At 75.0% G+C, this 26247-nt stretch carries 21 protein-coding genes; 17 read left to right on the top strand and 4 right to left on the bottom strand.

The genetic code is table 11. The features are described 5' to 3' along the window. Nucleotides 1-107: 107 nt before the first annotated feature. The 5 genes from Cph01nite_RS01515 to Cph01nite_RS01535 all read left to right on the top strand — a co-directional run bounded on the left by Cph01nite_RS01515 (nt 108) and on the right by Cph01nite_RS01535 (nt 4928). On the top strand, nt 108-1325 hold the full coding sequence (locus Cph01nite_RS01515) for a PP2C family protein-serine/threonine phosphatase (protein WP_203670572.1): 1218 nt from the start codon (nt 108-110) through the stop codon (nt 1323-1325). Between the two features lie 14 nt (nt 1326-1339). Continuing rightward, complete coding sequence (locus Cph01nite_RS01520; protein WP_203670573.1) at nt 1340-2977, top strand: sensor histidine kinase; 1638 nt, start codon at nt 1340-1342, stop codon at nt 2975-2977. 1 nt (nt 2978) lies between these two features. Further along, nucleotides 2979-3416, top strand: coding sequence for a response regulator (locus tag Cph01nite_RS01525; protein WP_203670574.1), 438 nt, complete (start codon nt 2979-2981; stop codon nt 3414-3416). Between the two features lie 71 nt (nt 3417-3487). Continuing rightward, nucleotides 3488-4432: a proteasome assembly chaperone family protein gene (locus tag Cph01nite_RS01530; RefSeq protein WP_203670670.1), complete on the top strand. Its 945-nt coding sequence runs from the start codon at nt 3488-3490 to the stop codon at nt 4430-4432. A gap of 292 nt (nt 4433-4724) precedes the next feature. Further along, nucleotides 4725-4928, top strand: a complete 204-nt coding sequence (locus Cph01nite_RS01535) for a cold-shock protein (protein WP_013116812.1) — start codon at nt 4725-4727, stop codon at nt 4926-4928. An 81-nt stretch (nt 4929-5009) separates the two neighbouring features. Here the strand turns inward: Cph01nite_RS01535 and Cph01nite_RS01540 are convergent, their stop codons facing one another. Further along, the gene (locus Cph01nite_RS01540; RefSeq protein ID WP_203670575.1) at nt 5010-5903 is read right to left on the bottom strand and encodes a spermidine synthase; all 894 of its coding nucleotides are present in this window, start codon (nt 5901-5903) and stop codon (nt 5010-5012) included. A 121-nt stretch (nt 5904-6024) separates the two neighbouring features. On the opposite strand from Cph01nite_RS01540, the gene Cph01nite_RS01545 reads away from it, so the two are divergent. Then, nucleotides 6025-6465 carry an SAV_6107 family HEPN domain-containing protein gene (locus Cph01nite_RS01545; RefSeq protein WP_203670576.1) on the top strand — a complete coding sequence of 147 codons (441 nt, stop codon included), beginning with the start codon at nt 6025-6027 and terminating at the stop codon, nt 6463-6465. A 150-nt stretch (nt 6466-6615) separates the two neighbouring features. Further along, a complete protein-coding gene (locus tag Cph01nite_RS01550) occupies nt 6616-7011 on the top strand; it encodes an SCO2097 family morphological protein (protein WP_203670577.1) in 396 nt (131 codons plus the stop codon). 194 nt (nt 7012-7205) lie between these two features. On the opposite strand, the gene Cph01nite_RS01555 is transcribed toward Cph01nite_RS01550, so the two are convergent. Genes Cph01nite_RS01555 through Cph01nite_RS01565 form a run of 3 tightly spaced genes read right to left on the bottom strand, consistent with a single transcriptional unit; the run spans nt 7206 to nt 11796 of the window. Beyond that, nucleotides 7206-9536 (bottom strand): transglutaminase TgpA family protein, encoded by a 2331-nt coding sequence (locus Cph01nite_RS01555; protein WP_203670578.1) that lies wholly within the window; start codon nt 9534-9536, stop codon nt 7206-7208. Further along, complete coding sequence (locus tag Cph01nite_RS01560) at nt 9533-10798, bottom strand: DUF58 domain-containing protein (RefSeq protein WP_203670579.1); 1266 nt, start codon at nt 10796-10798, stop codon at nt 9533-9535. Before Cph01nite_RS01560 ends, Cph01nite_RS01555 begins: the two co-directional genes overlap by 4 nt. Before the next feature lie 2 nt (nt 10799-10800). Continuing rightward, entirely contained in the window at nt 10801-11796 is a 996-nt protein-coding gene (locus tag Cph01nite_RS01565; RefSeq protein WP_203670580.1) for an AAA family ATPase, read from the bottom strand. A 504-nt stretch (nt 11797-12300) separates the two neighbouring features. Here Cph01nite_RS01565 and mraZ point away from each other — a divergent pair. The 10 genes from mraZ to murC all read left to right on the top strand — a co-directional run bounded on the left by mraZ (nt 12301) and on the right by murC (nt 26023). Beyond that, on the top strand, nt 12301-12774 hold the full coding sequence (gene mraZ / locus Cph01nite_RS01570) for a division/cell wall cluster transcriptional repressor MraZ (protein WP_203670581.1): 474 nt from the start codon (nt 12301-12303) through the stop codon (nt 12772-12774). A 303-nt stretch (nt 12775-13077) separates the two neighbouring features. After that, on the top strand, nt 13078-14082 hold the full coding sequence (gene rsmH / locus Cph01nite_RS01575; protein WP_203670582.1) for a 16S rRNA (cytosine(1402)-N(4))-methyltransferase RsmH: 1005 nt from the start codon (nt 13078-13080) through the stop codon (nt 14080-14082). Then, nucleotides 14079-14498 carry a cell division protein FtsL gene (gene ftsL, locus Cph01nite_RS01580; RefSeq protein ID WP_203670583.1) on the top strand — a complete coding sequence of 140 codons (420 nt, stop codon included), beginning with the start codon at nt 14079-14081 and terminating at the stop codon, nt 14496-14498. The genes rsmH and ftsL overlap by 4 nt, the downstream gene beginning before the upstream one ends. A 140-nt stretch (nt 14499-14638) precedes the next feature. Further along, the gene (locus tag Cph01nite_RS01585) at nt 14639-16507 is read left to right on the top strand and encodes a peptidoglycan D,D-transpeptidase FtsI family protein (RefSeq protein ID WP_239068959.1); all 1869 of its coding nucleotides are present in this window, start codon (nt 14639-14641) and stop codon (nt 16505-16507) included. A 23-nt stretch (nt 16508-16530) separates the two neighbouring features. Continuing rightward, entirely contained in the window at nt 16531-18093 is a 1563-nt protein-coding gene (locus Cph01nite_RS01590; protein WP_203670585.1) for a UDP-N-acetylmuramoyl-L-alanyl-D-glutamate--2,6-diaminopimelate ligase, read from the top strand. Beyond that, the gene (locus Cph01nite_RS01595; protein ID WP_203670586.1) at nt 18090-19520 is read left to right on the top strand and encodes a UDP-N-acetylmuramoyl-tripeptide--D-alanyl-D-alanine ligase; all 1431 of its coding nucleotides are present in this window, start codon (nt 18090-18092) and stop codon (nt 19518-19520) included. Before Cph01nite_RS01590 ends, Cph01nite_RS01595 begins: the two co-directional genes overlap by 4 nt. Further along, on the top strand, nt 19517-20599 hold the full coding sequence (gene mraY, locus Cph01nite_RS01600; protein WP_203670587.1) for a phospho-N-acetylmuramoyl-pentapeptide-transferase: 1083 nt from the start codon (nt 19517-19519) through the stop codon (nt 20597-20599). Before Cph01nite_RS01595 ends, mraY begins: the two co-directional genes overlap by 4 nt. Further along, a complete protein-coding gene (murD, locus tag Cph01nite_RS01605) occupies nt 20600-22069 on the top strand; it encodes a UDP-N-acetylmuramoyl-L-alanine--D-glutamate ligase (protein ID WP_203670588.1) in 1470 nt (489 codons plus the stop codon). It abuts the gene before it with no gap. After that, nucleotides 22066-23334, top strand: a complete 1269-nt coding sequence (gene ftsW, locus Cph01nite_RS01610; RefSeq protein WP_373307530.1) for a putative lipid II flippase FtsW — start codon at nt 22066-22068, stop codon at nt 23332-23334. The genes murD and ftsW overlap by 4 nt, the downstream gene beginning before the upstream one ends. After that, complete coding sequence (gene murC / locus Cph01nite_RS19295; RefSeq protein ID WP_203670589.1) at nt 23327-26023, top strand: UDP-N-acetylmuramate--L-alanine ligase; 2697 nt, start codon at nt 23327-23329, stop codon at nt 26021-26023. The genes ftsW and murC overlap by 8 nt, the downstream gene beginning before the upstream one ends. Nucleotides 26024-26247: the final 224 nt, after the last annotated feature.

The following is a 26247-nucleotide window of genomic DNA, read 5'->3' on the forward strand; positions in this document are numbered from 1 at the left end:
CGGGGGCGGTGCGGCGCACGCGCGACGCGCCCGCCGCGGGACGGTCATCTGTGCGCGCGCGTGCCCGTCCTGGCTTACAGTGCGTCGACACCGACGGAAGGACGCCCGTGCACGACACTGCCCCGCGCGACGAGGACGTGGCGTCCCGCGCACCCGGGGACGACGGTGCACCCCTGCGCATCCTCGTGGTGGAGGACGACGAGGGCGACGCGGTCCTCGTCCGCGAGCACCTGCAGGACGGTGGCCTCGTGCACGAGACGGTGTGGGTGCGGACCGTCGACGAGGCGCTCGCGCACCTCGACGTCGACTGCGTCCTGCTCGACCTCGGGCTCCCGGACGCGATGGGTCTCGCCGCGCTGCAGCGCGTGCTCGCCGCGGGTGCGCCGCCGGTGGTCGTCCTGACGGGCCTGACCGGGACCGACGCCGGGGTCGAGGCGGTCGCCGCCGGCGCGCAGGACTTCCTCGTCAAGGGCGACGTGGACGCCGACCTCCTCGCACGGGCCGTGCGCTACGCCGTGCAGCGCCGCCGCCTCGAGGACACCGACCGTGCCCTCTACCAGAGCCTCGTACGGGCGGCGGAGACGACGCGCCTCGAGCGCGCGCTGCTCCCCACACCGGTGGTCTCGGACACCGGGATGGAGGTCCGTGTGGCCTACCGCGCGGGTCGTGACGGGCTGCTCGGCGGCGACTTCTACGACGTCGTGGAGCGCGCAGACGGCACGGTCCTGGCCATGATCGGTGACGTGTGCGGTCACGGGCCGGACGAGGCGGCGCTCGGCGCGACGCTGCGCACCGCCTGGCGGACGCTGGTGCTCGCCGAGATCCCCGCGGGCGAGATCCTCGGGCTCATGGAACGCGTCCTGGTGGCGGAGCGCGCCCGTCCGGAGATCTTCACGACGGCCTCCATGCTCGCCGTCCAGCCGGACCGGCGCACCGCCGACCTCTACCTGGCCGGGCACCCCGTGCCGCTGCTCCTGGGCCCGCCGGCCGTGCTGCTGCCGCCGGACGGACGCGGCCGGGCCCTCGGCATCCCCGTGGGCGGGGGGTGGCCCGCTCAGCGCCTCGACCTCGGTGCGTCCTGGCGCCTCCTGCTGTACACCGACGGACTGCTCGAGGCGACGGTCGCGGGCGGGGCGCAGCGGCTCGGCAAGGCCGGGCTGCTGGACGTCGTCGACGCCACGGTCCGGGGCACGGCGACGACCGACGGCGACGTGCGTCCCGACGAGGACCCCCTGCTGGGACGGATGCTGTCCGGTGTGCGCGCGCTGCACGGTGGCGACCTCGTCGACGACGCCGCGGTCGTGCTGGTCGGGTGGGACGGGTGAGCGGCGCGGCCCGGATGGCGTCCACCACCCTGCGCCGACGCCTCACGGTCCTGCTCGTGGCGGCGGGCGCCCTGCTCGGCGTGGTGCTGGTCCTGGCGGGGTTCGTGCTCGCGCGCGCACTCGCCGCCCAGGAGGCCGTCACCGGCGTGTACTTCGAGGCGGTCACCAGTGCCGACGCCGCCTACGTCGGGCTGGTCGACGCGGAGACCGCCGTCCGGGGGTTCGCGCTCACGGGTGACGAGGTCACCCTGGAGCCCTACCTCCGCTCGCTCGACGCCGACGTGTCGTTCGCCGCCCTGGCCGACGGCCTGGTCACGGACGTCCCCGACTCGGACCTCAGCGCCAAGGCAGAGGCGGCAGCGCGGGCCGCGGCCCGCTGGCACGAGGAGTTCGCCCTGCCCCTCGTCGCACAGGTACGTGCCGAGGGCACCGCGTCCGTCAGCCCCGAGGAGGTCGAGGCGGGACGCGTCCTGTTCGACGACGCCCGGACCGCGGTCGACGAGTACGTCGACGAGGTGCGGGACGGCCGCGCGGCAGCCGTCCGCGACCTCGCACGGTGGACCTCCGCGACGGGCGGCCTGGTGCTGCTCCTGGTGCTCGCGGCGATCGGCACGGGCGTCGCGCTGTGGATCGCCCTGCGGCGCTGGGTCCTGACCCCGATGACGCAGCTCTCGCTGGCGACACGTGCGGTGACCCGGGGTGATCTGAGCCATGTCGTCAGCGTCGAGGGTCCGGGCGAGGTCGAGGAGCTCGCGTCCGACGTCGAGCGGATGCGGCTGGGTCTCGTCACGCAGCTGGCCGAGCTGCGGACCTCGCGCGAGGAGATCGCCCAGGCGCACGACCGGCTGACCGAGCAGGCCGAGGAGCTGCGCCGCTCGAACCGGGACCTCGAGCAGTTCGCGTACGTCGCGTCGCACGACCTCCAGGAGCCGCTGCGCAAGGTCGCGAGCTTCACCCAGCTCCTGCAGAAGCGGTACGGCGGGCAGCTGGACGAGCGCGCCGACCAGTACATCGACTTCGCGGTGGACGGTGCCAAGCGCATGCAGCGCCTGATCCAGGACCTGCTCGGGTTCTCCCGGGTGGGGAGGGTCGGCGGCGAGGTCGTGGACGTCGACCTCGCGCAGGCCCTCGCGCGCGCGCAGGACCAGCTCTCCGAGCGCATCGAGGAGTCGGGTGCCGTCGTCACCCACGACGACCTGCCGGTCGTCCGCGGCGAGGAGCCGCTCCTCGTCCAGCTCTTCCAGAACCTCGTCGGCAACGCCGTGAAGTTCCGGCACCCCGACCGGGTTCCCCAGGTGCACGTCTCGGCGCGGCGGGTCGACGGCGCCTGGGAGCTCGAGGCCCGCGACAACGGCATCGGGATCGACCCGCAGTACGTCGACCGGGTCTTCGTGATCTTCCAGCGCCTGCACGCCAAGGACCTGTACGAGGGCACCGGGATCGGCCTGGCGCTGTGCAAGAAGATCGTCGAGTTCCACGGCGGTCGCATCTGGATCCCGCCGACCGAGGGGGAGGGGACCGCGATCCGCTGGACCCTCCCCGCGGACGCGGACGAGACCCCCGCCGAGGCGGACACGACCCCCGCTGAGGCGGACACGACCCCCGCTGACGCGGGCGAGAACCCCGGTCACGGGGACGGGAGACGGAGCTGACATGCCGGAGCAGAAGGTGATCGACGTCCTGCTGGTCGAGGACGACCCGGGCGACGTCCTCATGACACGGGAGGCGTTCGAGCACAACAAGGTGCGCAACCGGCTCTCCGTCGTGGCGGACGGCGTGAGCGCGCTGGAGTTCCTGCGCAAGCAGGGCGAGCACGCGGACGCCCCCACCCCCGACCTCGTCCTGCTCGACCTCAACCTGCCCCGCATGGACGGGCGCGAGGTGCTCGAGGCCATGAAGTCCGACGAGCGGATGCGCGCGATCCCGGTGGTCGTGCTCACGACGTCGGAGGCCGAGGAGGACGTCGTGCGCAGCTACTCGCTGCACGCGAACGCCTACGTCACCAAGCCCGTGGACTTCGACCGGTTCATCGACGTGGTCCGGCAGATCGACGAGTTCTTCGTCGAGGTCGTGCGGCTGCCCGGTCGCTGACGGCCCGGGAAGAGACCACGACCTCCCGGCGTTGCAGCACTCGACTGCACGACGAGAGGCGAGTGGAATCGATGCTGGATCCCCGGGACATCTACGACGTCGACGTCGACGCTGCCGCGCGCGTGGACGACGCGGCACGCCGAGGCGTCGGACCGATCCTGCTGCACGCCCTGCACGGCTTCGTCGACGCGGGTCAGGCCGGGCAGATCGCGGTGGACCACCTCGCCGGCGCGGGCGGCGGACAGCGCCTGGTGACCTTCGACGTCGACCAGCTGGTCGACTACCGGTCGCGCCGCCCGGTCATGACGTTCGACTCGGGGTGGACGCACTACGACGCGCCCCAGCTGGTCGTCGACCTGCTCGAGGACGCCCAGGGCGTGCCGTACCTGCTGCTGCACGGCGTCGAGCCGGACGCGCAGTGGGAGCGGTGGGTCGCGGCCGTGCGGCAGGTCGTCGAGCGGTTCGACGTCCCGCTGGTGGTCGGGGTCCACGGGATCCCCATGGGCGTGCCGCACACCCGCCCGGTGTCGGTCACGGCGCACGCGACGCGGAGCGACCTCGTGGCCGACCACACGTCCTTCTTCGGCAACGTGCAGGTGCCCGGGAGCGCGTCGGCGCTGCTGGAGCTGCGCCTGGGGGAGTCCGGGCACGACGCGATGGGCTTCGCGGTGCACGTGCCGCACTACCTCGCACAGTCGCCGTTCCCCGCCGCGGGGCTCGCCGGGCTGCGGCACGTGGAGCGCGCGACCGGGCTCGACCTGGGGCTGGGAGCGCTGGAGCCGGCGGCGGCGGAGTCGCTGCGCGAGATCGAGCGGCAGGTCGAGGGGTCCACGGAGGTCGCGGCGGTCGTGCAGGCGCTCGAGGAGCAGTACGACGCCTTCACCCGCAGCGTGGGGCGCACCAGCCTGCTGGCCCAGGCGACGGACCTGCCCACGGCGGAGGAGATCGGCGCGGAGCTCGAGCGGTTCCTCGCGGAGCAGACCGACCCGCTCGACGGGGGTGGCCCGACGGGCTGACCTGCGACGCTCGCCCGGCGTCGTGACCGGATCGTTGCCGAGCAGACCGGGACGACCGTCCACTTTTCGTGGCGTACGCCACAGACGTCGTGCAAAGATGCAGCCGTTGCAGTGACGTACGGACGCTCGACCGGTCCGCTCCTGCCGCCCCCCGGGGCAGGCGGGGTGCGAGGATCCGTCGGGTCCTCGGAGCAGCGGGGACCGGACCACCGGGTGCAGGACGTGAGGCATTGCGGCGCGCCGCGGGCACCGGCCCGCGGTGGTCACCTGGTGGGACAGAAGGATGCGGGACATGGCACAGGGCGCGGTCAAGTGGTTCAACGCCGAGAAGGGCTTCGGGTTCATCGCCCAGGACGACGGCGGCGCCGACGTCTTCGTCCACTACTCGGCCATCGACACGCAGGGCTACCGCTCGCTCGACGAGGGTCAGCGTGTGGAGTTCGAGATCACGCAGGGTCAGAAGGGTCCGCAGGCGGAGCACGTCCGCCCGCTGTGACCTGACCGGCTCCGGCCGGGCACCTGCGACGCACAGGGCCGCACCCGACCAGGGTGCGGCCCTGTGCTGCGTCCGACCGGGTCAGCGGTCGGGGAGGGCGTCTGCCGGGGGAGTCGCAGCCGGCGGGTCCCGCAGGGGGCGCGCCGCGCCGGCCAGCGACCGGACCTCGAGGCCCGTCAGCAGCCGCGCGGGCACCGGCAGGGTCCGCAGGGTCCTGGCCAGCCCGGGGTCGTCCAGGAGCTCCTGGTCGTCGGTCCCGACCAGCAGGAGGTTGCCGTAGCGACGCCCGCGCAGCTGTGACGGCTCGGCGACCACGCCCACGTGGGAGAACACGGCTGCGAGCGTCGCGAGCTCGGCCCTGGCCAGGGCGAGCGGTGGCCGGTCCGCGCAGTTGGCGACGTAGACGCCGCCGGGGCGCAGGACGCGACGCACGTCCTCGGCGAACTCCAGGGTCGTGAGGTGCTCCGGGGTGCGGTCGCCGGCGAACACGTCGCGCGCGACGACGTCGTACGTCGCGTCCGGCAGCCGGCCCAGCTCCGCGCGGGCCTCGCCGGCGCGCAGGCGCAGCCGCGGTGCACGTGGCAGGTCGAACCACTCGCGGGCGAGCCGCGCGAGCTCGGTGTCGAGCTCGACCGCGAGCTGGCGCGCGTCGGGGTGACGGTGCGCGAGAGCGCGGGCGAGCGCGCAGCCCCCGGCGCCGAGGTGCAGCACCGTCAGGTCCGGCCGGCCGTGGGCGACCACCTCGACGACCGCGGCCGCCTGCTGCATGTACTCGAAGTCGAGGAGGCCGGGGTCGTCGAGGTCGACGAACGAGCTGGGGACGCCGTTGACGAGGAGCGTGCCGGCGCGCGGCCGTCCCGGCTCGGGCACGACCTGCGCGGTCCCGGTGGAGACGGTGACCGGGCCCTCGGGCCACGCGGGCGCCGCCGATGTCGGTGGTCGGCGGGACGATGGGTCGCGACGTCGGGCAGCCACCTGGTCACCGTACGCGGTGCGACCGGCCACGGGGCGATCAGGGAGGTGGGCATTGACGAGTTCGAACACATGTTCGAAGATGGTGTCGGCGGGCGGGCCGCCGCGACGGGAGGTGGCAGCGATGACCGGTCACGTGGACACGCGGGACGCCGTCTCGGTGCCGCCGCAGTCGGCCGAGCTGCTGGGCAGGGCGGATGCCGAGCTCCTGGCGGCGCAGTTCTCGGGCGAGCCGTGGGAGATGTTCTCCCACGCGCACCTGGCGGCTCTGCGCGCCGGGGCGGCGCTCGTCGCAGCCCGCGGTCGCCCGTCGGGGCGGGGCGCGCCGCGCACCGTCTGGGGGATGCTCGATGCCGTCGCTCCCGAGCTGCACCACCTGTCGGCGCTGTTCGCGCACGCCGCCACGCTGCGGTCCGCGGTCGACGCAGGTCGCTTCGAGCTCGTCTCCGCGCTGCGTGCCGAGCGAGCGCTGTGCGCCGCGGAGGACCTGGTCGACGCCGTGCGGGACGCGCTGCTGGCCGACGATCGGGCCCTCACCGCCCTGCCGGCTGCCGCGAGCAGGTGAATCCTCGGGGGAACTCGCGCGCGCCGGTGGCGGATCCACAGGTCCGTGCCGCATGATGATCGCCCTGCCGACGGTCGTTCGACTACCACCTTGGTGCCAGTCGAACTATCCTGAGGCCACATAGTCCACCGGAGTTCGACGGGGGTCGGGATGCCACTCTCCGAGTACGAGCAGCGCGTGCTCGAGCAGATGGAGCGTCAGCTGACGTCTGACGACCCGCGGCTCGCCAACACGCTCACGCGACGGGGCGGTCATCGACCCGTCACGCGCTACGTCGTCGCGGGTGTGGGCGCCGCAGTCGGCCTCCTGCTGCTCGTCATCGGCGCCGCGACGTCGCAGCCCTGGCTCGGCGCGATCGGCTTCGTCGTGATGTTCGCGGCGGTCGCCTTCGCGTTCGCCACGCCACGGACGGAGCGGACCGGCCCGCAGGGCACGGTGGCGGCGGACGGCTCGGTGCGCCCCGCCGCGACATCGACCAAGAAGCACGGGTTCATGTCGAAGCTCGAGGAGCGGTGGGACCGCCGTCGCGACGGCGACGGTCGCTGAGCCTCCTCCTCCGGTCGACGATCCCTCGCCTGCGGGCGCGATGACCCGGTCGGGCCTCCGAACCTTGGCGTGATCTGGCGTGGCTTCACGCGAGTCGAGCCGGGCGTCATCGAGCCGCGCATCGTCGAGCCGCGCGTGGTCGAGGCGCGCGTCGTCGAGCCGGGCGTCGACCCGGGCGGCGCGAACCGGGAATCTCAGCCTGCCGTGACCGGGGCTCGGTCGGCGCCCCGCGCGAGCGCCTCACGCACGCCGTCGCGCACCTCCTGGACCCACGCGTCCAGCTCGTCGGCCGGATGCTCCGCGGGGGTCGGGGCGTAGCGTGACTGCTCCACCACCCGAGCGAGCCGGTCGAGGGTCTGGCGTGCCGACCCGTCGAGCTCGGCGCCCGTCCGGGCGAGCAGGGTCCGGTGCACCTGCCGGACGGCACCGCGCGGGCTCGTCGCGTCCGACCACCGCACGTCGGCACGTGCCAGGTCGCGGCGCAGCACGGTCCACGCGTCCTCCGGCGTCGTGACGCGTCGACGACGCCGGCGGACCAGCAGCAGGACGACCAGCGCACCGCCCACGACGACCAGCACGAGTCCTGAGGTGACCGCGGCCGTCACCCACGGGCTCTGCTCGTCGGGGACGACCGCCGGGCCGACGGCGGGCGCCGTCGGCACGCTGCTCGGCAGGGCCGCCGGCGGGTTGGCGCCGATCTCGTCGGGGATCGAGCCGGGAGCGCTGATCCCGGTGAAGGGGTCGGCCCAGGCCGGCGGGGGGCCGCTCTGGGACGCGGGAGTGGGCTCGAACCGCACCCACCCCAGGCCGTCGAAGTAGAGCTCGGGCCAGGCGTGCGCGAGACGCCCGGTAACGACGTAGGTGCCGTCCTGCGCCCGCTCGCCGGGCAGGAAGCCGACACCGATGCGGGACGGGATGTCGAGGGTGCGCGCCATCATCGCCATGGCCGTGGCGAACTGCACGCAGTAGCCGCGGCGGTCCTCGAGGAAGTCCCACACGGCGTCGGAGCTGCGGGCCGGCGGCACGCGCGTGTCGTAGGTGAAGTTCGCGACCGACCGCAGCCAGGTCTGCAGCTCGAGCGCCTGGTCGTACGGTCCGGCGGCGTCCGCCGTCACCTCCGCGGCGAGCTCCGCGATCCGGTCGCGGTGCTCCGTGTCGGGGACCGCCGTGTACAGCTCGGCGTCGGCGGGCGTGCCGACTCCGGTGTCCTCGAGGTCCTCGGACGTCAGTGCCGGCACCTGGACGAGCATCGAGTAGGTGAGCCCGTCACCGGTGGAGCGCTGGCCGACGACCTCGTCGCGCAGCGGGTCGTACCCCCACTCGCCGTCCACGACGACGGTGCGCGGGAACGTGCTGACCGGCAGGCGTCGCTCACGCAGGGCCGCGACCTCGATGTCGACCTGCGCGAGCGTCCCGGCGGCCGGGTCGGGCGGGGTGCCGAGCAGGCGGGGGTCCGAGGCCAGGAGCGTCGCCGGCTCCCAGAGCTCGAGCTCGTCGTTCTCGGCCCGCTCCCACAGGCGCCCGTCGAAGGTCGCCATCGTGAACGCGCGCAACGGTCCCACGAGCCGGGCGTCCACGGCCGGCGTCGGGTCCGGGGTCGGGGTCGCGGCGGCGAGGTCCGCCTCCGTACCGGCCGCGGTGTCGACCGGGTCGTCCTCGGCGCCCTCCTCGGTGTCCGTCGCGGACTCCTCCGGCTGGTTCGGGTCGGTCACGCGGTACCGCAGCACGACCTGCGCCGACCGTGTGCCCAGGCTCTCGCGCAGGTCGAGGTCGTCGCTGAGCTCCAGCGGGCCGACGGGTCCGTCACCGAACGTCGGCAGGGCGACGCTCGCCCAGCCGGGCGCGTCCATGAGGGGCGGCCCGGCGAGCAGGCTCGTCCCGGCCAGCGCGGCTGCGGCCACGGCGGCGGCGACCACGCGCTGCAGGCGGCCCGCGTGGGCGTGCAGGGGTGCGGCACCGTAGGCGAGGATCGCGAGGTACGCCGCGGCCGTCCAGAACACCGGTGCCGCACCTGCCGGGAAGCCCAGCACGATCGCGGGCACCCACAGCGCCAGCAGGGGGATCCCGCCCAGCGCGGGGAAGCGCAGCGCGAGCACGGCGGCGTCGAGCAGCAGGTAGACCGCCACCGCGCCCACCACGAGCAGCATCTCGCCGGGACGCACGTCCGGCATGGGCACGAACGAGTCGTTGACGACCGCCACGCCCTGCCGCGCCGTCGCCCAGGCGCGCCCGAGCGCGTCGAGGTCGGGAAGGAACTGGGGGCGGCCCGGAGGGGCCCCGTACCGCAGGACCAGGCCGACGAGCGCGACGGCACCCCCGACGGCGGTCGGGGCCCACCAGCGGCGGGTGGCAGCACGGGCCAGGCCGGTCGCGGCGGCGACGACCAGCACCGCCACCGCGGCGACCGCGAACCACCGGGCGCCCGCGACCAGCCCGGTGAGCGCCAGGAGGCTCGCCCACGTCGCCAGGACGCACAGCACGGAACCCAGGACGGCGCGCGCACCCTGCTCCGGCGCGGCGGTCACCGGGCGCTCCCGAGCAGGCGCAGCCAGCAGTCGACCAGGTCCTCGCCGGTGGTCACCTGCGCGACGCGCCAGCCCGAGCGCCGCAGCACCGTCGCGGTGTGGTGGGTGTCGCGCAGGTCGCCCGCGTGGCGGCCGTCGGCGCGCACGAACGCCCATCCCTGCGCCACGTCGCCCAGGTGCGCCAGGGTGACGCACCCGGCGGCGGACAGCGGTCCGACGACCGCCAGCACGATCTGCCCGGCGGCCCGCGAGGTGTCGAGCACGCGCGTGGTGTCGAGCAGGGCGGCCTCGGCCTCGGCCGGTGTGCGGGCGGGCTGCAGGTCGAGCGTGAGGTCCAGCAGGGCGGCGCGCGACTCCGGGCCCTGCCGCCCGTGGACGTAGGGCGACGGTCCGTGGGCGGTGCCGTCGCGGCCGGGGGCGAGCCCGGGTCCGGCGAGCCGGACCGGGTGCCCGCTGTCGAGCATCGCCAGCGCCATGGACGCCGCGAGCGAGATGGTCCACTCCGTCGCGCTCGGACGCACCGGCAGGTCGAGCAGCACGGACACCGGACGCATGCCGGCGCGCTCGTCGGACCGCACCAGCATCGCGCCGCGGCGTGCGCTCGAGCGCCAGTGGACGCGGCGCAGGTCGTCGCCCTCGCGGTAGTCGCGCAGGTTCGCGTCGTCGGTCGACGGGGTCCGCGCACCGAGCGCGACCCGGTCGGGCTCCCCGACGAGCACGTCGGAGGGTGCCGGCAGCGCGACGACGGTCGGCCAGACCGCGACCTGGGACTCGGGGCCGAGCGTCGTGCGCGACCGCACGACACCGAAGGTGTCGGTCCGGGTGACGACCAGCGGGCCGAGCGGCCAGCGGCCGCGCTGCGTGGCGCGCACGGGGTAGCGGACGGTCGCGTGGTCGGCGCGTCGCGTGACGCGCGCCCGCAGGGCTCGACCGCCGGACAGCTCGACCGCGGCCTGCTCGGAGAAGCGCAGTCCTGCGAGGCGGGCGCGGCCGGCGCGGTCGGTCGCGCGGATGTCGACGCGGACCTCCGCCTCCTGCCCGGCGTGCACGGGGTCGGGGCGCACGTCGCGGTGCACCTCGAGCCCGCGTCGTCCGCGCACGGCGTCGAGCACGACGGCGGCGACGAACGCCGCGACGGGGAGCGCGACGAGCAGGAAGCCGATCCTGACGAGGTCGAGCGACCCGAGCCCGATCCCGGTCTGGAGCGCGACGACGCCCAGCGCGGCCAGCGCCCAGCCGCGGGCCGTCGGGCGCCGACGCACCACTACACCGCGCGCCGGGCCCGGGCGAGGGGCTCGGCGGCCGGCAGCGGGGTGCGGGCGACGATGTCGGTCACGACGTCCTGCGTCGTGCGCCCCGACAGCCGCGACTCGGTGCTCGGCAGCAGCCGGTGGGCCAGCACCGGCACGGCGAGCTCCTGGACGTCGTCCGGCAGGACGTGGTCACGGCCGGACATCGCGGCCAGCGACTTGGCGGCCCGCAGCAGCTGGATGGACGCCCGCGGCGAGGCGCCGAGGCGCAGGCCGGAGTCCTCGCGCGAGGCGGTCACCAGGGCGACGATGTAGCGCTTGACGGACGGGGCGGCGTACAGGCGACGCGCGATGTCGATGAACCTCTGGACCTGGGCGGCGTCCGTGACGGGGCGCATCCGCGCGAACGGGTCGGAGTCCTCCTGCAGGTCGAGCATGTCGAGCTCGGACTCCACGCTCGGGTAGCCGACCGTGAGGCGGGCCATGAACCTGTCGCGCTGCGCCTCCGGCAGGGGGTACGTGCCCTCCATCTCCACCGGGTTCTGCGTCGCGACGACGAGGAACGGCCGGGGCAGGGGATAGGTGCGACCGTCGACCGTCGCCTGGGCCTCCTGCATGCACTCCAGCAGGGCGGACTGCGTCTTGGGCGAGGCGCGGTTGATCTCGTCGCCGATGACGACGTGGGCGAAGACCGGTCCGGGGCGGAACTCGAACTCGTGGGTCTGCGCGCGGAAGATGTTGACACCCGTGAGGTCGCTGGGCAGCAGGTCGGGCGTGAACTGGATCCGCCCGACCTGGGCGTCGATGCTGCGCGCGATCGCCTTGGCGAGCGTGGTCTTGCCGACGCCCGGGACGTCCTCGAGCAGCAGGTGCCCCTCGGCCAGCAGGACGGCCAACGAGGTCCGGATCAGGTCGGGGCGCCCGGTGACGACGGACTCGATGCCGGCGCGCAGGCGGGTGGTGGTGTCGACGAGCCGGTCGAGCTCGTCCGGTGACGGCAGTGACTGCATGGGTGCGACTCCCTCGGCGGACTGGGACGAGAGTACGCACGCCGGGCCTCTCACGCGTGCAGGTTCACCCGCGACCCCGACCGGGCGTCGCGTCGGAGGGGCCGTGCACCCGGACGGCCCAGCGCGCGTCACCCGTTCCGTCGACGACGGCTGGTCCTCCACTTCCCTCCCTCGGGGGCGCGCCCGGCGGCCGCTGGGCCTCTGGCGGGCGTCGGATTGCCGTGTTGGGACCGGTTCGTCCGGGGATCCGACGAGCGTCGGCCGGAGCGGGCGCGAAGTGACGCGCCGGGCCCTCCACTTCGCACCACCGCGCTGACCTGCAAGGACGCGCATCAGATGGGTGAACTTGGCCCCTTGACAAGATGCGGGTGGAGCGAAGTGGAGTACCGTGGAGGCACGTGGAGAGACCGGGAACCATCTCGTTCCCGGGGTCGTCCGCGACGCCGGTCGGCCCGTTCATCGGGCGGTCCCGGCGGACGTGACGGGGACCAGGAGGGGAGTGAGGTGTCGTATGACTCGTCAGGCGCCTACGGCTCCTTCGCGCCCTTCCTCGGGACGTACACGCCGCGCCTGGACGACAAGGGCCGGCTCATCCTCCCGGCGAAGTTCCGGCCGCAGCTGGCCGGGGGGCTCGTCATGACGCGCGGGCAGGAACGGTGCCTGTTCGTCCTGCCGATGGACGAGTTCCGTCGGATGCACGACCAGCTGCGCACCGCACCGGTCACGAGCAAGCAGGCGCGGGACTACCTGCGCGTGTTCCTGTCCGGGGCCAGCGACGAGCAGCCCGACAAGCAGGGACGCATCTCCATCCCGCCGATGCTGCGCACGTACGCCGGCCTCGACCGGGACGTCGCCGTCATCGGCACCGGGACCCGCGTCGAGATCTGGGATCTCGCGGCGTGGGAGACCTACCTGTCCGAGCAGGAGGCGGGATACGCCGACACGACCGAGGAGGTCTTCCCGAACGGCCCGTTCTGAGCCGTCGGCCGGCCCCCGGGCCACCGCGTCGTCCCACGCCCGACCGCTGCGCCTCCGTCCGGCCCACGGACGCCGGGCGCCGCTCCACCCCGACCCACCCCTCGCTCCGCCCGACGAGACCTCCCCCCGTCCGTTCTGACGCCACTTCCCCGGCGGCAGAGGGTCGGTGGGGGATCTGGCCGGACGGTGGAGGGACCGTTCGGCCATCCACATGTATCACCAGCCCCACCAGCACCATCTGTCACACCAGTACCACCAGCACCACCAGCACCAGGCAGCACCGACCAGGCGAGGGGAGGACCGATGAGCGAGCAGCCCGAGGCGGGTGCGGCAGCACGCCACACCCCGGTCCTCCTGCAGCGGTGCGTCGACCTCCTGACTCCCGCGCTGCAGGAGCCCGGTGCCGTCATGGTCGACTGCACGCTCGGCATGGGCGGCCACACCGAGGGCGTCCTGCGCGCCTTCGAGCACGTGCGCGTGGTGGGGATCGACCGCGACCCGCAGGCGCTCGCGCTCGCCGGGCAGCGGCTGGCCGCGTTCGGCGACCGCTTCACCGGTGTGCACGCGGTGTACGACGAGATCGGGGACGTCCTGGACCGCCTCGGCCTGCCCGCCGTGCAGGGCGTGCTCATGGACCTCGGCGTGTCCTCCCTGCAGCTGGACGAGACCGAGCGCGGGTTCGCCTACGCGCACGACGCGCCGCTCGACATGCGGATGGACCCCACGACGGGCCCGACCGCCGCCGACGTGCTCAACACCTACGACGAGCGCGACATCGCCCGGGTGCTGCGCGTGTACGGCGAGGAGCGGTTCGCGGCCAGGATCGCGCGCGGCATCGTGCGTCGCCGGGAGCGGACGCCCCTGACGCGGACCTCCGAGCTCGTCGACCTCGTCCGTGCCGGGGTCCCCGCGGCCACCCGGCACACCGGTGGGCACCCGGCCAAGCGCACGTTCCAGGCGCTGCGGATCGAGGTGAACGGCGAGCTCGCCGCACTCGAGCGTGCCCTGCCGGCGGCGATCGAGGCGCTCGCGGTCGGTGGTCGCATCGTCGTCGAGGCGTACCAGTCGCTCGAGGACCGCCTCGTCAAGCGGGCGCTCGCCGTGGGCGCGACCTCGAGCGCACCGCCCGACCTGCCCGTCGAGCCCGTCACGCACACCCCGTACCTGCGGTTGCTGACCCGTGGCGCGGAGGAGGCCGACGAGGCCGAGCTCGCCCGCAACCCCCGCGCCCAGTCCGTCCGCCTGCGTGCGGCCGAGCGGCTGCGACCCACCCCCGACCACCTGCGCACCCCGAGGAGAGCCGCATGAGCGCACTGCCCCAGGCCGCCGCCCGTACCGGGGCGGCGCGTGCGTACCCGCTGCCCGCGCGCCCGGCCGTCGCCCCACCGCCGCGTCTGCGCGTGGTGCGAGCGCCCGACCAGGCGCGCTCCCGCGCGCCGTTCGTCCTGGCGTGCATGGCGGTGCTCGGCGGGGCCCTGCTGGCGGCGCTGCTCCTCAACACCCAGATGGCCTCCCTCGCGTTCGAGCGCTACGAGCTGTCCAACGAGCTCGGGCGCCTGCAGCAGGACCGCATGGACCTCGTCGCGCAGCACGACGCCCGCTCGTCCCCGACGCAGCTGGCCGCCGAGGCGCGTCGCCTGGGCATGGTCGAGGCCAACGGCACCGGCTGGCTGCGGCTCGCGGACGGCAGCGTCCAGGGAGCCCCGGCCCCCGCCGGCGGATGAGCACGCGGACGACGACGGGCGGCGCGCCTGCCGCGCGCCGCCAGCCCACCCCTCGGCGCCAGGCCGCACCCCGGCGCCGACCGACCGACGCGCCGCGCGTCGACCCGGTGCGCACGACGGCGCGTGGCACGGTGGGCGGCGTGAGCGAGCGCACCGGCACCGTGCCGCGCCGGCGGCCCCCGCAGGGGTCGCCGGCACGCGCGGTCGTGCCGCCGCGCCGTGCCTCGGGTGCGCCGGCCCGGGCACGCAGCGGGTCGGGTCCCACGCCGCCCCGCCCGCGTGCCGCCGTCGCGTCGCGTCCCCGCATGATCGCCCTCGTCACGGTCATGTCGCTCGTGCTGGTGACCTTCGCCGCGCGGCTCGTGTACGTGCAGGGCATCACCGGCCCGGAGGTCGCCCTGGAGGCACGCGCCAACCGGATGACCACCGCGCAGGTGCTGGGCGCCCGCGGTGAGATCACCGACGCCAACGGCGTGGTGCTCGCGACCTCCGTCGAGCGCTACCACGTCACCATCAACCAGCGTCAGGTCGCGAACTACCGCGCGCGCGGGTCGTCCGACGGGCTCGGCGGGGCCGCGGGCGTCGCGTCGCGGCTGGCACCCGTCCTCGGGATGAACGCCGCGGAGCTGGGCGGCCGCCTCGTGGGCGACCGCGGGTACGTCGTCGTCGCGCGCAACGTCCTGCCGGACGTCGCCCGCGAGGTCCGGGCGCTGCGGCTCGACGGCGTCGGCGTCGAGCGGGTGGCGAGCCGGGTCTACCCCAAGGGCACGGTCGCGGGCAACATCGTCGGCTTCGTCAACTCCAAGGGCGAGGGGCTGCAGGGCCTGGAGTACGCGCTGCACGAGCAGCTCAAGGGCACGGCGGGCGAGGAACGGTACGAGCGCGGCAAGGGCGGCCAGCAGATCCCCGGCGGGGAGTCCGCGCTCACGCCGGCGCAGGACGGCAGCTCCGCGCGCCTGACGATCGACTCCGACCTGCAGTGGAAGGCCGAGGAGCAGCTGCGCGCCAAGGTCGCCGAGACCGGTGCCGACGGGGGCGCGATCGTCGTCATGCGGCCCGACGGCGAGGTCCTCGCGCTGGCGGAGTCCACCGCCTTCGACCCGAACGCCCCGGGGGACCAGGCCACGACCGCGCTGTCCAAGAGCGTGTCCGAGATCTTCGAGCCCGGTTCGACCAGCAAGGTCGTCACGATGGCCGCGGCGCTCGAGACCGGGGTGGTCGGCCCCACGGACCGGTTCGAGGTCGCCGACCGCTGGACGACCCCGCACGGCGAGACGATCAAGGACTCGCACGACCACCCGGTGGAGAAGCTGACGGCGACCGGCATCTTCGCGGAGTCGTCGAACGTCGGCACGGTGCTGATCGGCGAGCGGCTGTCCAAGGACCAGCGGTACCAGTACCTGTCGGCCTTTGGGTTCGGCACCCGCACGGGCATCGAGATGCCCGGGGAGTCCGCCGGTCAGCTGCGCACGCCGGACGACTGGCACGGCCGCGACGAGTACGCCGTGCTGTTCGGGCAGGCGGTGGCCGTCAACGCCCTGCAGGCGGCGAGCGTGTTCGCGACCATCGCCAACGACGGTCTCCGGGTCGAGCCGCGCCTCATCGCCGGCTGGACGTCGCCCGACGGTCAGTACACGCCCTCGACGCGCGAGCCCGGCACCCAGGTCGTGTCCCCGCAGACCGCGCAGACGGTCCTGTCGATGATGGAGAGCGCGGTCGACGAGGGCACCGGCGGCAACGCCGCCATCCCGGGCTACCGCGTCGCCGGCAAGACCGGGACCGCCCAGCGGTTCAACCCCAGCGGCTACACGGCGTCCTTCATCGGCGTCGCGCCGGCCGACGACCCCCAGGTGGTGACCGCGGTCATCCTGCACAACCCGCGGTCCTCGATCTTCGGCGGGACGGTGGCGGCGCCCGTCTTCTCGAACGTCACCGGGTACGCGCTGCAGCAGCTCGGCATCGCGCCGTCGGGTGCGCCCGCGACGCTCTACCCGGCGACGTGGGAGTGAGCGGGCGGGGTAGATTCCTCCCCATGACGTCCCCCCTGGGCCGGCTCCGTCCCGAGCACCCGCCGGTCCGCAGGGTCGACGACCTCGCTGCGGCCTTCGACCTCGAGGTCGCCGGGGCCGCTGCCCCCGGGCGGACGTTCACCGGCGTGACGATGTCCAGCACCGACGTCGAGCCGGGCGACCTCTTCGTGGCGGTGCCCGGCCTGAAGGTGCACGGCGCCCGGTTCGCCGCGGACGCGGCGGCGCGTGGCGCGGTGGCGGTCCTCACCGACGCCGACGGGGCCGACCTGGTCCCCGCCGACGTGCCGGTGCTCCTCACCCCCGACCCCCGTGCCCTGGCCGGTCCCGTCGCCGCGTGGGCGCTCGACGACCCCGGGGCCCGGCTCGTCACGCTCGGCGTGACCGGGACCAACGGCAAGACGACCACGACGTACTTCGTCGACGCGGCCCTGCGCGCCCACCACGCCCGCACGGCGGTGCTCGGCACCGTGGAGCTGCGCATCGGCGACGACGCCGTCGAGAGCCCGCGCACGACCGTCGAGGCGCCCGTCCTGCAGTCGCTGCTCGCGCTCGCCCACCAGCGGGGCGCGGGCGCGCTGACGACCGAGGTGTCGTCGCACGCGCTGGCGCTGGGCCGCGTGCGCGGACTGCGGTTCGACGTCGTCGGGTTCACGAACCTGCAGCGCGACCACCTCGACTTCCACGGTGACATGGAGGGGTACTTCCGCGACAAGGCCCGGCTGTTCGCCCCCGAGCAGGCCCGTCGTGGCGTGGTCGTCGTGGACGACGACTGGGGCCGCCGGCTGGCCGACGAGTCGCCGATCCCCGTCGAGACCGTGAGCACGCACGTCGGCGCACCGCAGGCGGCGGACGCGACGTGGGCCGTGACGGAGGCCGACATCGGGCTGGACGGCGTCGGGTCGCGCTTCGTGCTGCGCGGCCCGGACGGTGCCCGCCACGAGGCGCACAGTCCGCTGCCGGGTCTGGTCAACGTGTCGAACGCCGCCCTGGCGGTCGTGCTCGCGCGCGCGGCAGGTGTCCCGCTGGACACGGCGATCGACGCGGTCGCGGGCGCCCGCGCCATCCCGGGCCGCATGGAGCGCGTCGTCGAGCGCGGCGACGGCTGGCCGCTGTGCCTCGTCGACTACGCCCACACCCCGGACGCCCTGGTGCTCGCGCTGGAGGCCGTGCGTCCCATCACCCCGGGCCGGCTCGTCCTCGTGTTCGGCTCGGACGGCGACCGTGACCGCGGCAAGCGCCCGATCATGGGGCAGGTCGGCGCCCGCCTGGCGGACGTGCTGGTCGTCACCGACGAGAACCCCCGCTCGGAGGACCCCGCGTCCATCCGGGCCGCCATCCTCGCGGGCGTGCGCGACGTGCGCCCCGACCTGGCCGACGTGCACGAGGCGACGAGCCGCGCACAGGCCATCCGCGACGCCCTTCGTCTGGCAGGTCCGGACGACACCGTGATCGTCACGGGCAAGGGCCACGAACCGACCCAGGAGATCGCCGGGGTGTTCCACCGCTACAACGACCGTGACGTGTACCTCGCCGCCCGCACCGAGGGCCGGGAGCAGCTCGCGTGATCGCCCTGACCGCGGCCGAGATCGCGGCCGCCACCGGCGGCACGCTGAGCGCGACCACCCCCGAGCACGTCGTGACGGGGCCCGTCGTCACCGACTCCCGCGAGGTGCAGCCCGGCGGGCTGTTCGTCGCCCTGCCCGGCGAGCACGTCGACGGGCACGACTTCGCTGCCGGCGCCGTCGCGGCCGGTGCCGCGCTCGTGCTGGCCGCCCGTGCCCTGCCGGGTGTGCCGTGCGTCGTCGTCCCCGACGTCGAGAGAGCGCTCGGGGACCTCGCGCGCGACGTCCTCGTGCGCCTGCGTGACGCCGCGGCCGTGCCCGGCGGCAGCGGCCTGCGGGTCATCGGGGTGACCGGGTCCGTCGGCAAGACGACGACCAAGGACGTGCTCGCCCAGGTGTGCGGCGCGGTGGGTCCCACGATCGCCCCGGTGCGGTCGTTCAACAACGAGATCGGGCTGCCCCTGACGGTGCTGCGCGCCGACGAGCAGACCCGGTTCCTCGTCCTCGAGATGGGCGCCAGCGGCCCCGGGCACCTGACCTACCTCACGGACGTCGCGCCTCCCGACGTGGCGGTCGTCCTCGTCGTCGGCCAGGCGCACCTGGGCGGCTTCGGCGGCGGCGTCGACGGGGTCGCGCGGGCCAAGGCGGAGATCGTGCAGGGCCTGCTGCCCGGGGGGACCGCCGTGCTGAACGGCGACGACCCGCGGGTCCGGGCCATGTCCGCGGTCGCGCCGGGACCCGTCGTGCTGTTCGGCGCCGCACCGGACGCCGAGGTCCGGGTCGAGGACGTGCGGCTCGACGCCCTCGGACGCGCGACCTTCCGCCTCGTGCACGTCGTGGCGGGCGAGCGTCGTGAGCGGGACGTCGCGCTGCGGCTGATCGGCGAGCACCACGTGCACAACGCGCTCGCCGCGGCGGCCGCCGCCCTCAGCGTCGGGCTGGACCTCGACGACGTCGCGACGGGACTGTGCGCCGCGACCGCGTTGTCGCCGCACCGCATGCACGTGGTCGACCGCGCCGACGGCGTGACGGTGGTCGACGACTCGTACAACGCCAACCCGGACTCGATGCGTGCCGCCCTCAAGGCGCTCGCGGTCATCGCGGGCCGGGAGCGGCGGTCCGTGGCCGTGCTCGGCGAGATGCTCGAGCTGGGGGACGAGCACCGGACCGCGCACGACGCGATCGGGCGGCTCGTCGTCCGCCTCAACATCGGCCTGACCGTGGTCGTCGGCGACGGCGCACGCGCGATCCGCGACGGCGCGAACCACGAGGGCTCCTGGGGCGACGAGGTCGTGCTCGTCGACGACGTCGAGGCCGCGGCGGCGTTCCTCGCCGACGAGCTGCGCGCGGGCGACGTCGTGCTGGTCAAGTCCTCGTACGGTGCCGGTCTGTGGCAGCTGGGCGACCGGCTCGTGGCGGGCGACGCATGAGGGCCGTCCTCATCTCGGGCGGCATCTCGATGCTCGTCGCGCTGCTCGGCACCCCCCTGTTCATCCGCTTCCTCGTCCGGCGCCAGTACGGGCAGTTCATCCGCCAGGACGGGCCGACGGCGCACTTCACCAAGCGCGGCACGCCCACGATGGGCGGCGTCGTCATCATCGGGGCGACCCTCATCGGCTGGGCGTTCGGCCTGCTCCTGACGGGGACCCGCCCGAGCGCGTCGGCGCTGCTCGCGCTGTTCCTCATGACGGGCCTGGGGGTCGTCGGCTTCCTCGACGACTTCATCAAGATCTCCCGGCAGCGATCGCTCGGGCTGAGCCCGCTGTGGAAGATCGTCGGCCAGGGCGTGGTCGGCGTCGTGTTCTCCGTGCTGGCCCTGCAGTTCCCGAACCAGCAGTTCCGCACGCCCGCGTCGACCCGCATCTCCTTCATCCGGGACACCAACCTCGACCTGGCCTTCGCCGGCGTGACGGTCGGGCTGGTGCTGTTCGTCATCTGGGCGAACTTCCTCATCACCGCCTGGTCCAACGCGGTCAACCTGACGGACGGCCTCGACGGGCTCGCGACGGGCGTCTCGCTCATCGTGTTCGGGGCGTACGTGCTGGTCGGCGTGTGGCAGTTCAACCAGACGTGCCAGTCGATGCTCTCCGCGGGCCCGCGCTGCTACGAGACCCGGGACCCCCTGGACCTCGCGGTGGTGGCAGCGGCGATCACCGGGGCGCTCTTCGGGTTCCTGTGGTGGAACGCCAGCCCGGCGAAGATCTTCATGGGTGACACGGGCTCGCTCGCGCTCGGCGGCGCACTGGCGGCCCTGACCATCCTCACGCGCACCGAGATCCTCGGGGCCATCATCGGCGGCCTGTTCGTGGTGATCGTCCTGTCGGACGTCATCCAGATCGGCTTCTTCAAGATGACGGGGAAACGGGTCTTCAAGATGGCGCCGCTGCACCACCACTTCGAGCTGTCGGGGTGGGGCGAGGTGACGATCGTCATCAGGTTCTGGATCATCGCCGGCCTCTTCGTGGCGCTCGGGGTCGGCATCTTCTACGCGGAGTGGGTGGCGCAGTAGGTGGACGCACGGTTCGACGGTCGCACGGTGCTGGTGACCGGGCTCGGGGTCTCCGGACGCGCCGCCGCGCAGGTCCTTGCCGACCGCGGGGCCCGTGTCGTGACGTTCGACGAGCGCGCGGCCGAGGCGGACGTGGCCGACGCGACGGCCCTGGTCGCCGACGGCCTGGCCGGCGCCGACCTCGTCGTCACGTCGCCCGGCCTGCAGCCGGCGCACCCGGTGCTGGCAGCGGCGCGGGAGCGCGGCGTGCCCGTGTGGAGCGAGGTCGAGCTCGCGTGGCAGGTCCGGGTGCCGCGCGACGGCGGGGACGGCGCCCCGGCGCCGTGGCTCACCGTGACGGGCACCAACGGCAAGACCACCACGGTCGGCATGCTCGAGTCGGTCCTGCGGGCAGCCGGGCGTCGGACCCTCGCGGTCGGCAACGTCGGCACCCCCGTGGTCCTGGCCGCGGTCGACCCGACGCTCGAGGTGCTGGCGGTCGAGCTGTCGAGCTTCCAGCTCCACCACACGCACTCGATGTCGCCGCAGGCCGCGGCCGTGCTCAACGTCGCACCCGACCACCTCGACTGGCACGGGTCGCTGGCGGCCTACGCGGCTGACAAGGGACGCGTCTACGAGCGCACGCAGGTCGCGTGCGTCTACGACGCGAGCGACCCGGTGACCGAGCACCTCGTGCGCGAGGCCGACGTCGAGGACGGCTGCGTGGCGGTCGGCTTCACGCTCGGCTCGCCCGGGGTGGGCCAGGTCGGGCTCGTCGACGACGTGCTCGTCGACCGCGGGTTCGCCCGCCTGCGCCACACGCACGCCGCCGAGCTCGGGACGCTCGCCGACCTCGCGCAGCTCGCCGGCCCGGCCGGGGTCGTCCCGCCCCACGTGGTGCGCAACGCCCTGGCCGCCGCGGCGCTCGCGCTCGCGCACGGTGTCGAGCCCGCCCACGTGCGCGACGGGCTGCGGGAGTTCGCGCCCGGAGCCCACCGGATCGTCACCGTCGGGCGCCTCGACGACGTCGCGTACGTCGACGACTCCAAGGCGACCAACGCGCACGCCGCGTCGGCGTCCCTGGCGGCGTTCGAGCCCGGCTCGGTGGTCTGGATCGCCGGCGGGCTGGCCAAGGGGGCGCAGTTCGACGACCTCGTGCGGGCCCGGCGCGACCGCCTGCGTGGCGTCGTCCTCATCGGCGTCGACCGGGCACCGCTGCGCGACGCCCTCGCCCGACACGCTCCGGATGTCCCGGTGATCGAGGTGGACGCCGGTGAGACTGAGCCGGTGATGACGCGCGCCGTGGACCGCGCGCGCCGGCTCGCGGCCGGCGCGCCCGAGGGCGTGCCCGTGACGGTGCTGCTCGCACCCGCGTCCGCGTCGATGGACCAGTTCACGTCGTACGCCGCGCGCGGCGACGCGTTCGCCGCCGCCGTGCGCGTCCTGGGCGGCGCCGCCGGCCGGGAGCGGCCGCAGGCGGGGTTCGCGTGAGTGCCGCGTCGCCCCCGCGTCCCCGCACGGCGCCCACCCGGGCGGTGACGCCGGCCGGTGGCACCCCGGAGGTCCGTGACCCGTCGGTCCTGGGGACGTGGAACTCGGCGGTGACGAGCTACTACGTCCTGCTCGGGGCGACGCTGCTGCTGGTGGCCATCGGCCTGGTGATGGTGCTGTCGAGCTCGAGCATCGAGTCGCTCGCCGACGGCGACTCGCCGTACGCGGTGTTCCTGGGCCAGGCGCGGTTCGCGCTGATCGGGCTCGTCGCGCTGCTGGTCGCCTCACGGCTGCCGGTGCGGGCGGTGCGGCTCGCCGCGTGGCCGATGCTCCTGGCGGCCGTCGTCTTCCAGCTGCTGGTGTTCACCCCGCTCGGCCGGGGCGAGGGCGGCAACCGCAACTGGGTGGCGCTGCCCGGGTTCATGGCGCAGCCCTCGGAGGTCCTCAAGGTCGCCCTCGCGATCTGGATCGGCGCGGTGCTGACCCGCAAGCTGGCCCTGCTGCACGAGTGGAAGCACGCGCTGGTGCCCGTGGTCCCCGTCGCCGCGATCGCGATCGGGGTCGTGCTGCTCGGGCACGACCTGGGGACCGCCATGGTGATGGTCCTGCTCGTCGCGGGCGCGATGTTCGTGGCGGGGGTGCCGCTGCGCATCTTCGGGTTCGCCGGCCTCATCGCCGCGGGGGGAGTGGCGCTGCTGACCATCGGCAGCCCCAACCGCGTCAACCGGATCATGTCCTGGCTGTCCGACGAGTGCGACGTGACCAACGAGTGCTACCAGAGCCTGCACGCCGGCTACGGCCTGGCCACGGGCGGCTGGAGCGGCGTCGGCCTGGGGCAGAGCGCCGAGAAGTGGTCCTACCTGCCGGCCGCCCACAACGACTTCATCTACGCGATCCTGGGGGAGGAGCTCGGCCTCGTGGGGACCCTGCTGGTGCTGGGGCTGTTCGCGCTCCTCGCGTTCGCCATGGTCCGGATCGTGCGCCGGCACCCCGACCCGTTCGTCAAGATCACGACCGCCGCGATCTTCGCGTGGATCATCGGCCAGGCCATGGTCAACATCGCCGTCGTCATCGGCCTGGCCCCGGTGATCGGCGTGCCGCTGCCGCTGGTCTCGGCCGGCGGCTCGGCGCTGATCATGACGATGGCCGCGCTCGGGATCCTGCTGTCGTTCGCCCGCACCGAGCCCGGCGCCGCCGAGGCGCTCGCCGCCCGTGCGTCGGTCGTCCGCCGCTCGCTCGCCGTGATCGGACGCACCCGTGGCTGACGCGCCGGCCGTCCTGCTCGCCGGCGGCGGCACGGCCGGTCACGTCAACCCGCTGCTCGCCGTCGCCGACGAGCTGCGGCGGCGTCACCCGCGCGGCCGGTTCGCCGTCCTCGGGACCGCCGAGGGGCTCGAGGCGCGTCTCGTGCCGGAGCACGGGTACGACCTGGCGGTGGTCCCGCGCGTGCCCCTGCCGCGCCGTCCCACGCCCGACTGGCTGCGCCTGCCCGGCCGGCTGCGCGCCGCGGTGCGCGCCGCCGAGGACGCGATCGACGCGATCGACGCGCAGGTGGTCGTCGGGTTCGGCGGCTACGTCGCGACGCCCGCCTACCTGGCGGCGCGCCGCCGGGGCATCCCCGTGGTCGTGCACGAGCAGAACGCGCGCCCCGGTCTGGCGAACCGCCTCGGGGCGCGGCGCGCCGCCGCCGTCGCCGTGACGTTCGAGGGCACGGCCCTGCCCGGGGCGCAGGTCACGGGCCTGCCGCTGCGGACCGCGGTCCAGGACCTCCTCACGGCGCGGGCGTCCGACCCGGCGGCCACGCGCGTCGCGGGTGCGCAGGCACTGGGCCTGGACCCGGACCTGCCGACCCTGCTGGTCACCGGCGGCTCCCTGGGCGCGGTCAGCGTGAACCGGGCCGTCGTGGGCGCCGCGGACGCGCTGCTCGCGACGGGTGCGCAGGTGCTGCACCTCACGGGCCGGGGGAAGTCCGCCGACGTGCACGCCGCCCTCGTCGGTGTCCCGGGCGCCGAGCGCTACCACGTGGTCGAGTACCTGACGGCGATGGACCGCGCGCTCGCCGTGGCGGACGTCGTCGTCGGGCGCTCGGGCGCGGGCACGGTGTGCGAGCTGGCGGCCCTGGGGATCCCGGCCGTCTACGTGCCGCTGCCGATCGGCAACGGCGAGCAGCGACTCAACGCGGCCGGCGTCGTCGCCGCGGGTGGCGGCGTCCTCGTCGAGGACCGTGACCTCACGCCCGACTGGGTGCGCGCGCACGTCCCGGTCCTGCTCGGGGCGGGCGACGCGGCGCAGGCCCGCGCGCGCATGGGCGAGGCGGCGGCCCGGGTGGGGGTGCGCGACGGTGCGGCCCGGGTGGCGCGGCTCGTCGAGGAGCAGCTGCCCGCGCACGTGCGGGCCACGGCGCCGAGCGCGCCGCCGGTCGCGCCGCACAGCCCCGCCGTCGCCGACCCCGGCGAGCGCGGGCCCGTCGCGCTGTCCGACCTGGGTCGTGTGCACCTCGTCGGCGTCGGCGGTGCCGGCATGTCGGCGGTCGCCCCGCTGCTGGCGGCGCGCGGTCTGCACGTCAGCGGGTCGGACGCCCACGACGGGCCGGCCCTGGTCGGGCTGCGTGCGGCGGGGGTCGACGTCCACGTGGGGCACGCAGCCGGCCACGTCGAGGAGGTGGACAGCCTCGTCGTGTCGTCCGCGGTGCGTGCCTCCAACCCGGAGGTCGTTCGCGCGCGCGAGCGCGGCATCCCCGTCCTGCACCGCTCGGAGGCACTGGCGGCGCTCATGGCCGACCGGGACGCCGTCGCGGTCGCCGGTGCGCACGGCAAGACCACGACGTCGGGGATGGTCGCCGCCGCGCTCGTCCACGCCGGTACGGACCCCTCGTTCGCGATCGGCGGGGTCGTCCGGGCGACGGCGGGCACCCTGGGCGGTGCGCGGCACGGCGACGGCCCGTTCGTCGCCGAGGCCGACGAGTCGGACGGCTCGTTCCTCGCGTACGAGCCGCTGGTGGCCGTGGTGACGAACGTCGAGCCGGACCACCTCGACCACTACGGCACGCGGGAGCGGTTCGAGGCCGCGTTCGAGCGCTTCGCCGACCGCGTGCGCGACGGCGGTCTGCTCGTCGCGTGCGCGGACGACCCCGGCGCGGTGCGCCTCGTCGACGCGGTGCGCGACCGGCTGGCCGTGCGGGGCGTCGACGTGCGGACCTACGGTGCGGCGTCGCGCGCCGACGTGCGGGTGGGGGAGAGCGGTCGCACCCCCGACGGCCGCTGGCAGGTGGTCCTGACGCCGCGCGACGAGCCGTCGGTCACCCTGCGCCTGCAGGTCGCAGGGGCGCACAACGCCCTGGACGCCGCCGCCGCGTGGTGCGCGCTGCGGCGGCTCGGCGTGGGGTCCTCGGAGGCGGCCGCCGGGCTCGACGACTTCGTCGGCACCGGGCGGCGGTTCGAGGACCGCGGGACGGCCGCCGGCGTGCGGGTGGTCGACGACTACGCGCACCACCCGACCGAGGTCGCGGCGCTGCTGCGCGCCGCGCGGCAGGTCGTCGACGGCGGTCGCGTCCTCGCCCTGTTCCAGCCCCACCTGTACTCCCGCACGCGCACCTTCGCCCAGGAGTTCGGCGAGGCGTTCGACCTCGCGGACGCCGTGGTGGTGACCGACGTGTACGCCGCGCGCGAGGACCCGGACCCGGCGGTCACCGGGGCCCTGGTCGCCGACCGGGTCCCGACCGCGGGCAAGGCGACGTTCGTGCCGGACCGGGTGGCGGCGGCGCGCGCGGTGGCCGCGCTGGCCCGGCCCGGCGACCTGCTGCTGACCGTCGGCGCGGGCGACGTGACCGAGCTGGCTGACGTGGTGCTGGCGGCGCTCGCCCCGTCGGGGAGCGTGCCCCCCGCGTCCCCGGGCGCGTCGACGTCCGACGAGGCGCCGCCCGTGCCGGAGCACCCGGGCGGTGCCCTGCCGTGAGCCCGGAGCGTCCGCCGGCCCCCCGCCCGGGACGCCCGTCGGCCGTGGCGCGTCCGGCTGCTCCGCGCCGACCCGGTGGTCGCCGTCCCGCGCGACCCGACGAGCCGGGACCCGCGGCCGCCCCGGGCGACAGCCAGGATCCCGTGGTCCCGCCGGGCCCGAGGCGGCCTGACCGTCCGGCCCGCACCGGGCCCGTTCCCCAGGTGCCCGCGCGGGGTGCTGCG

Source organism: Cellulomonas phragmiteti, from assembly GCF_016862775.1.
GTDB lineage: Bacteria > Actinomycetota > Actinomycetes > Actinomycetales > Cellulomonadaceae > Cellulomonas > Cellulomonas phragmiteti.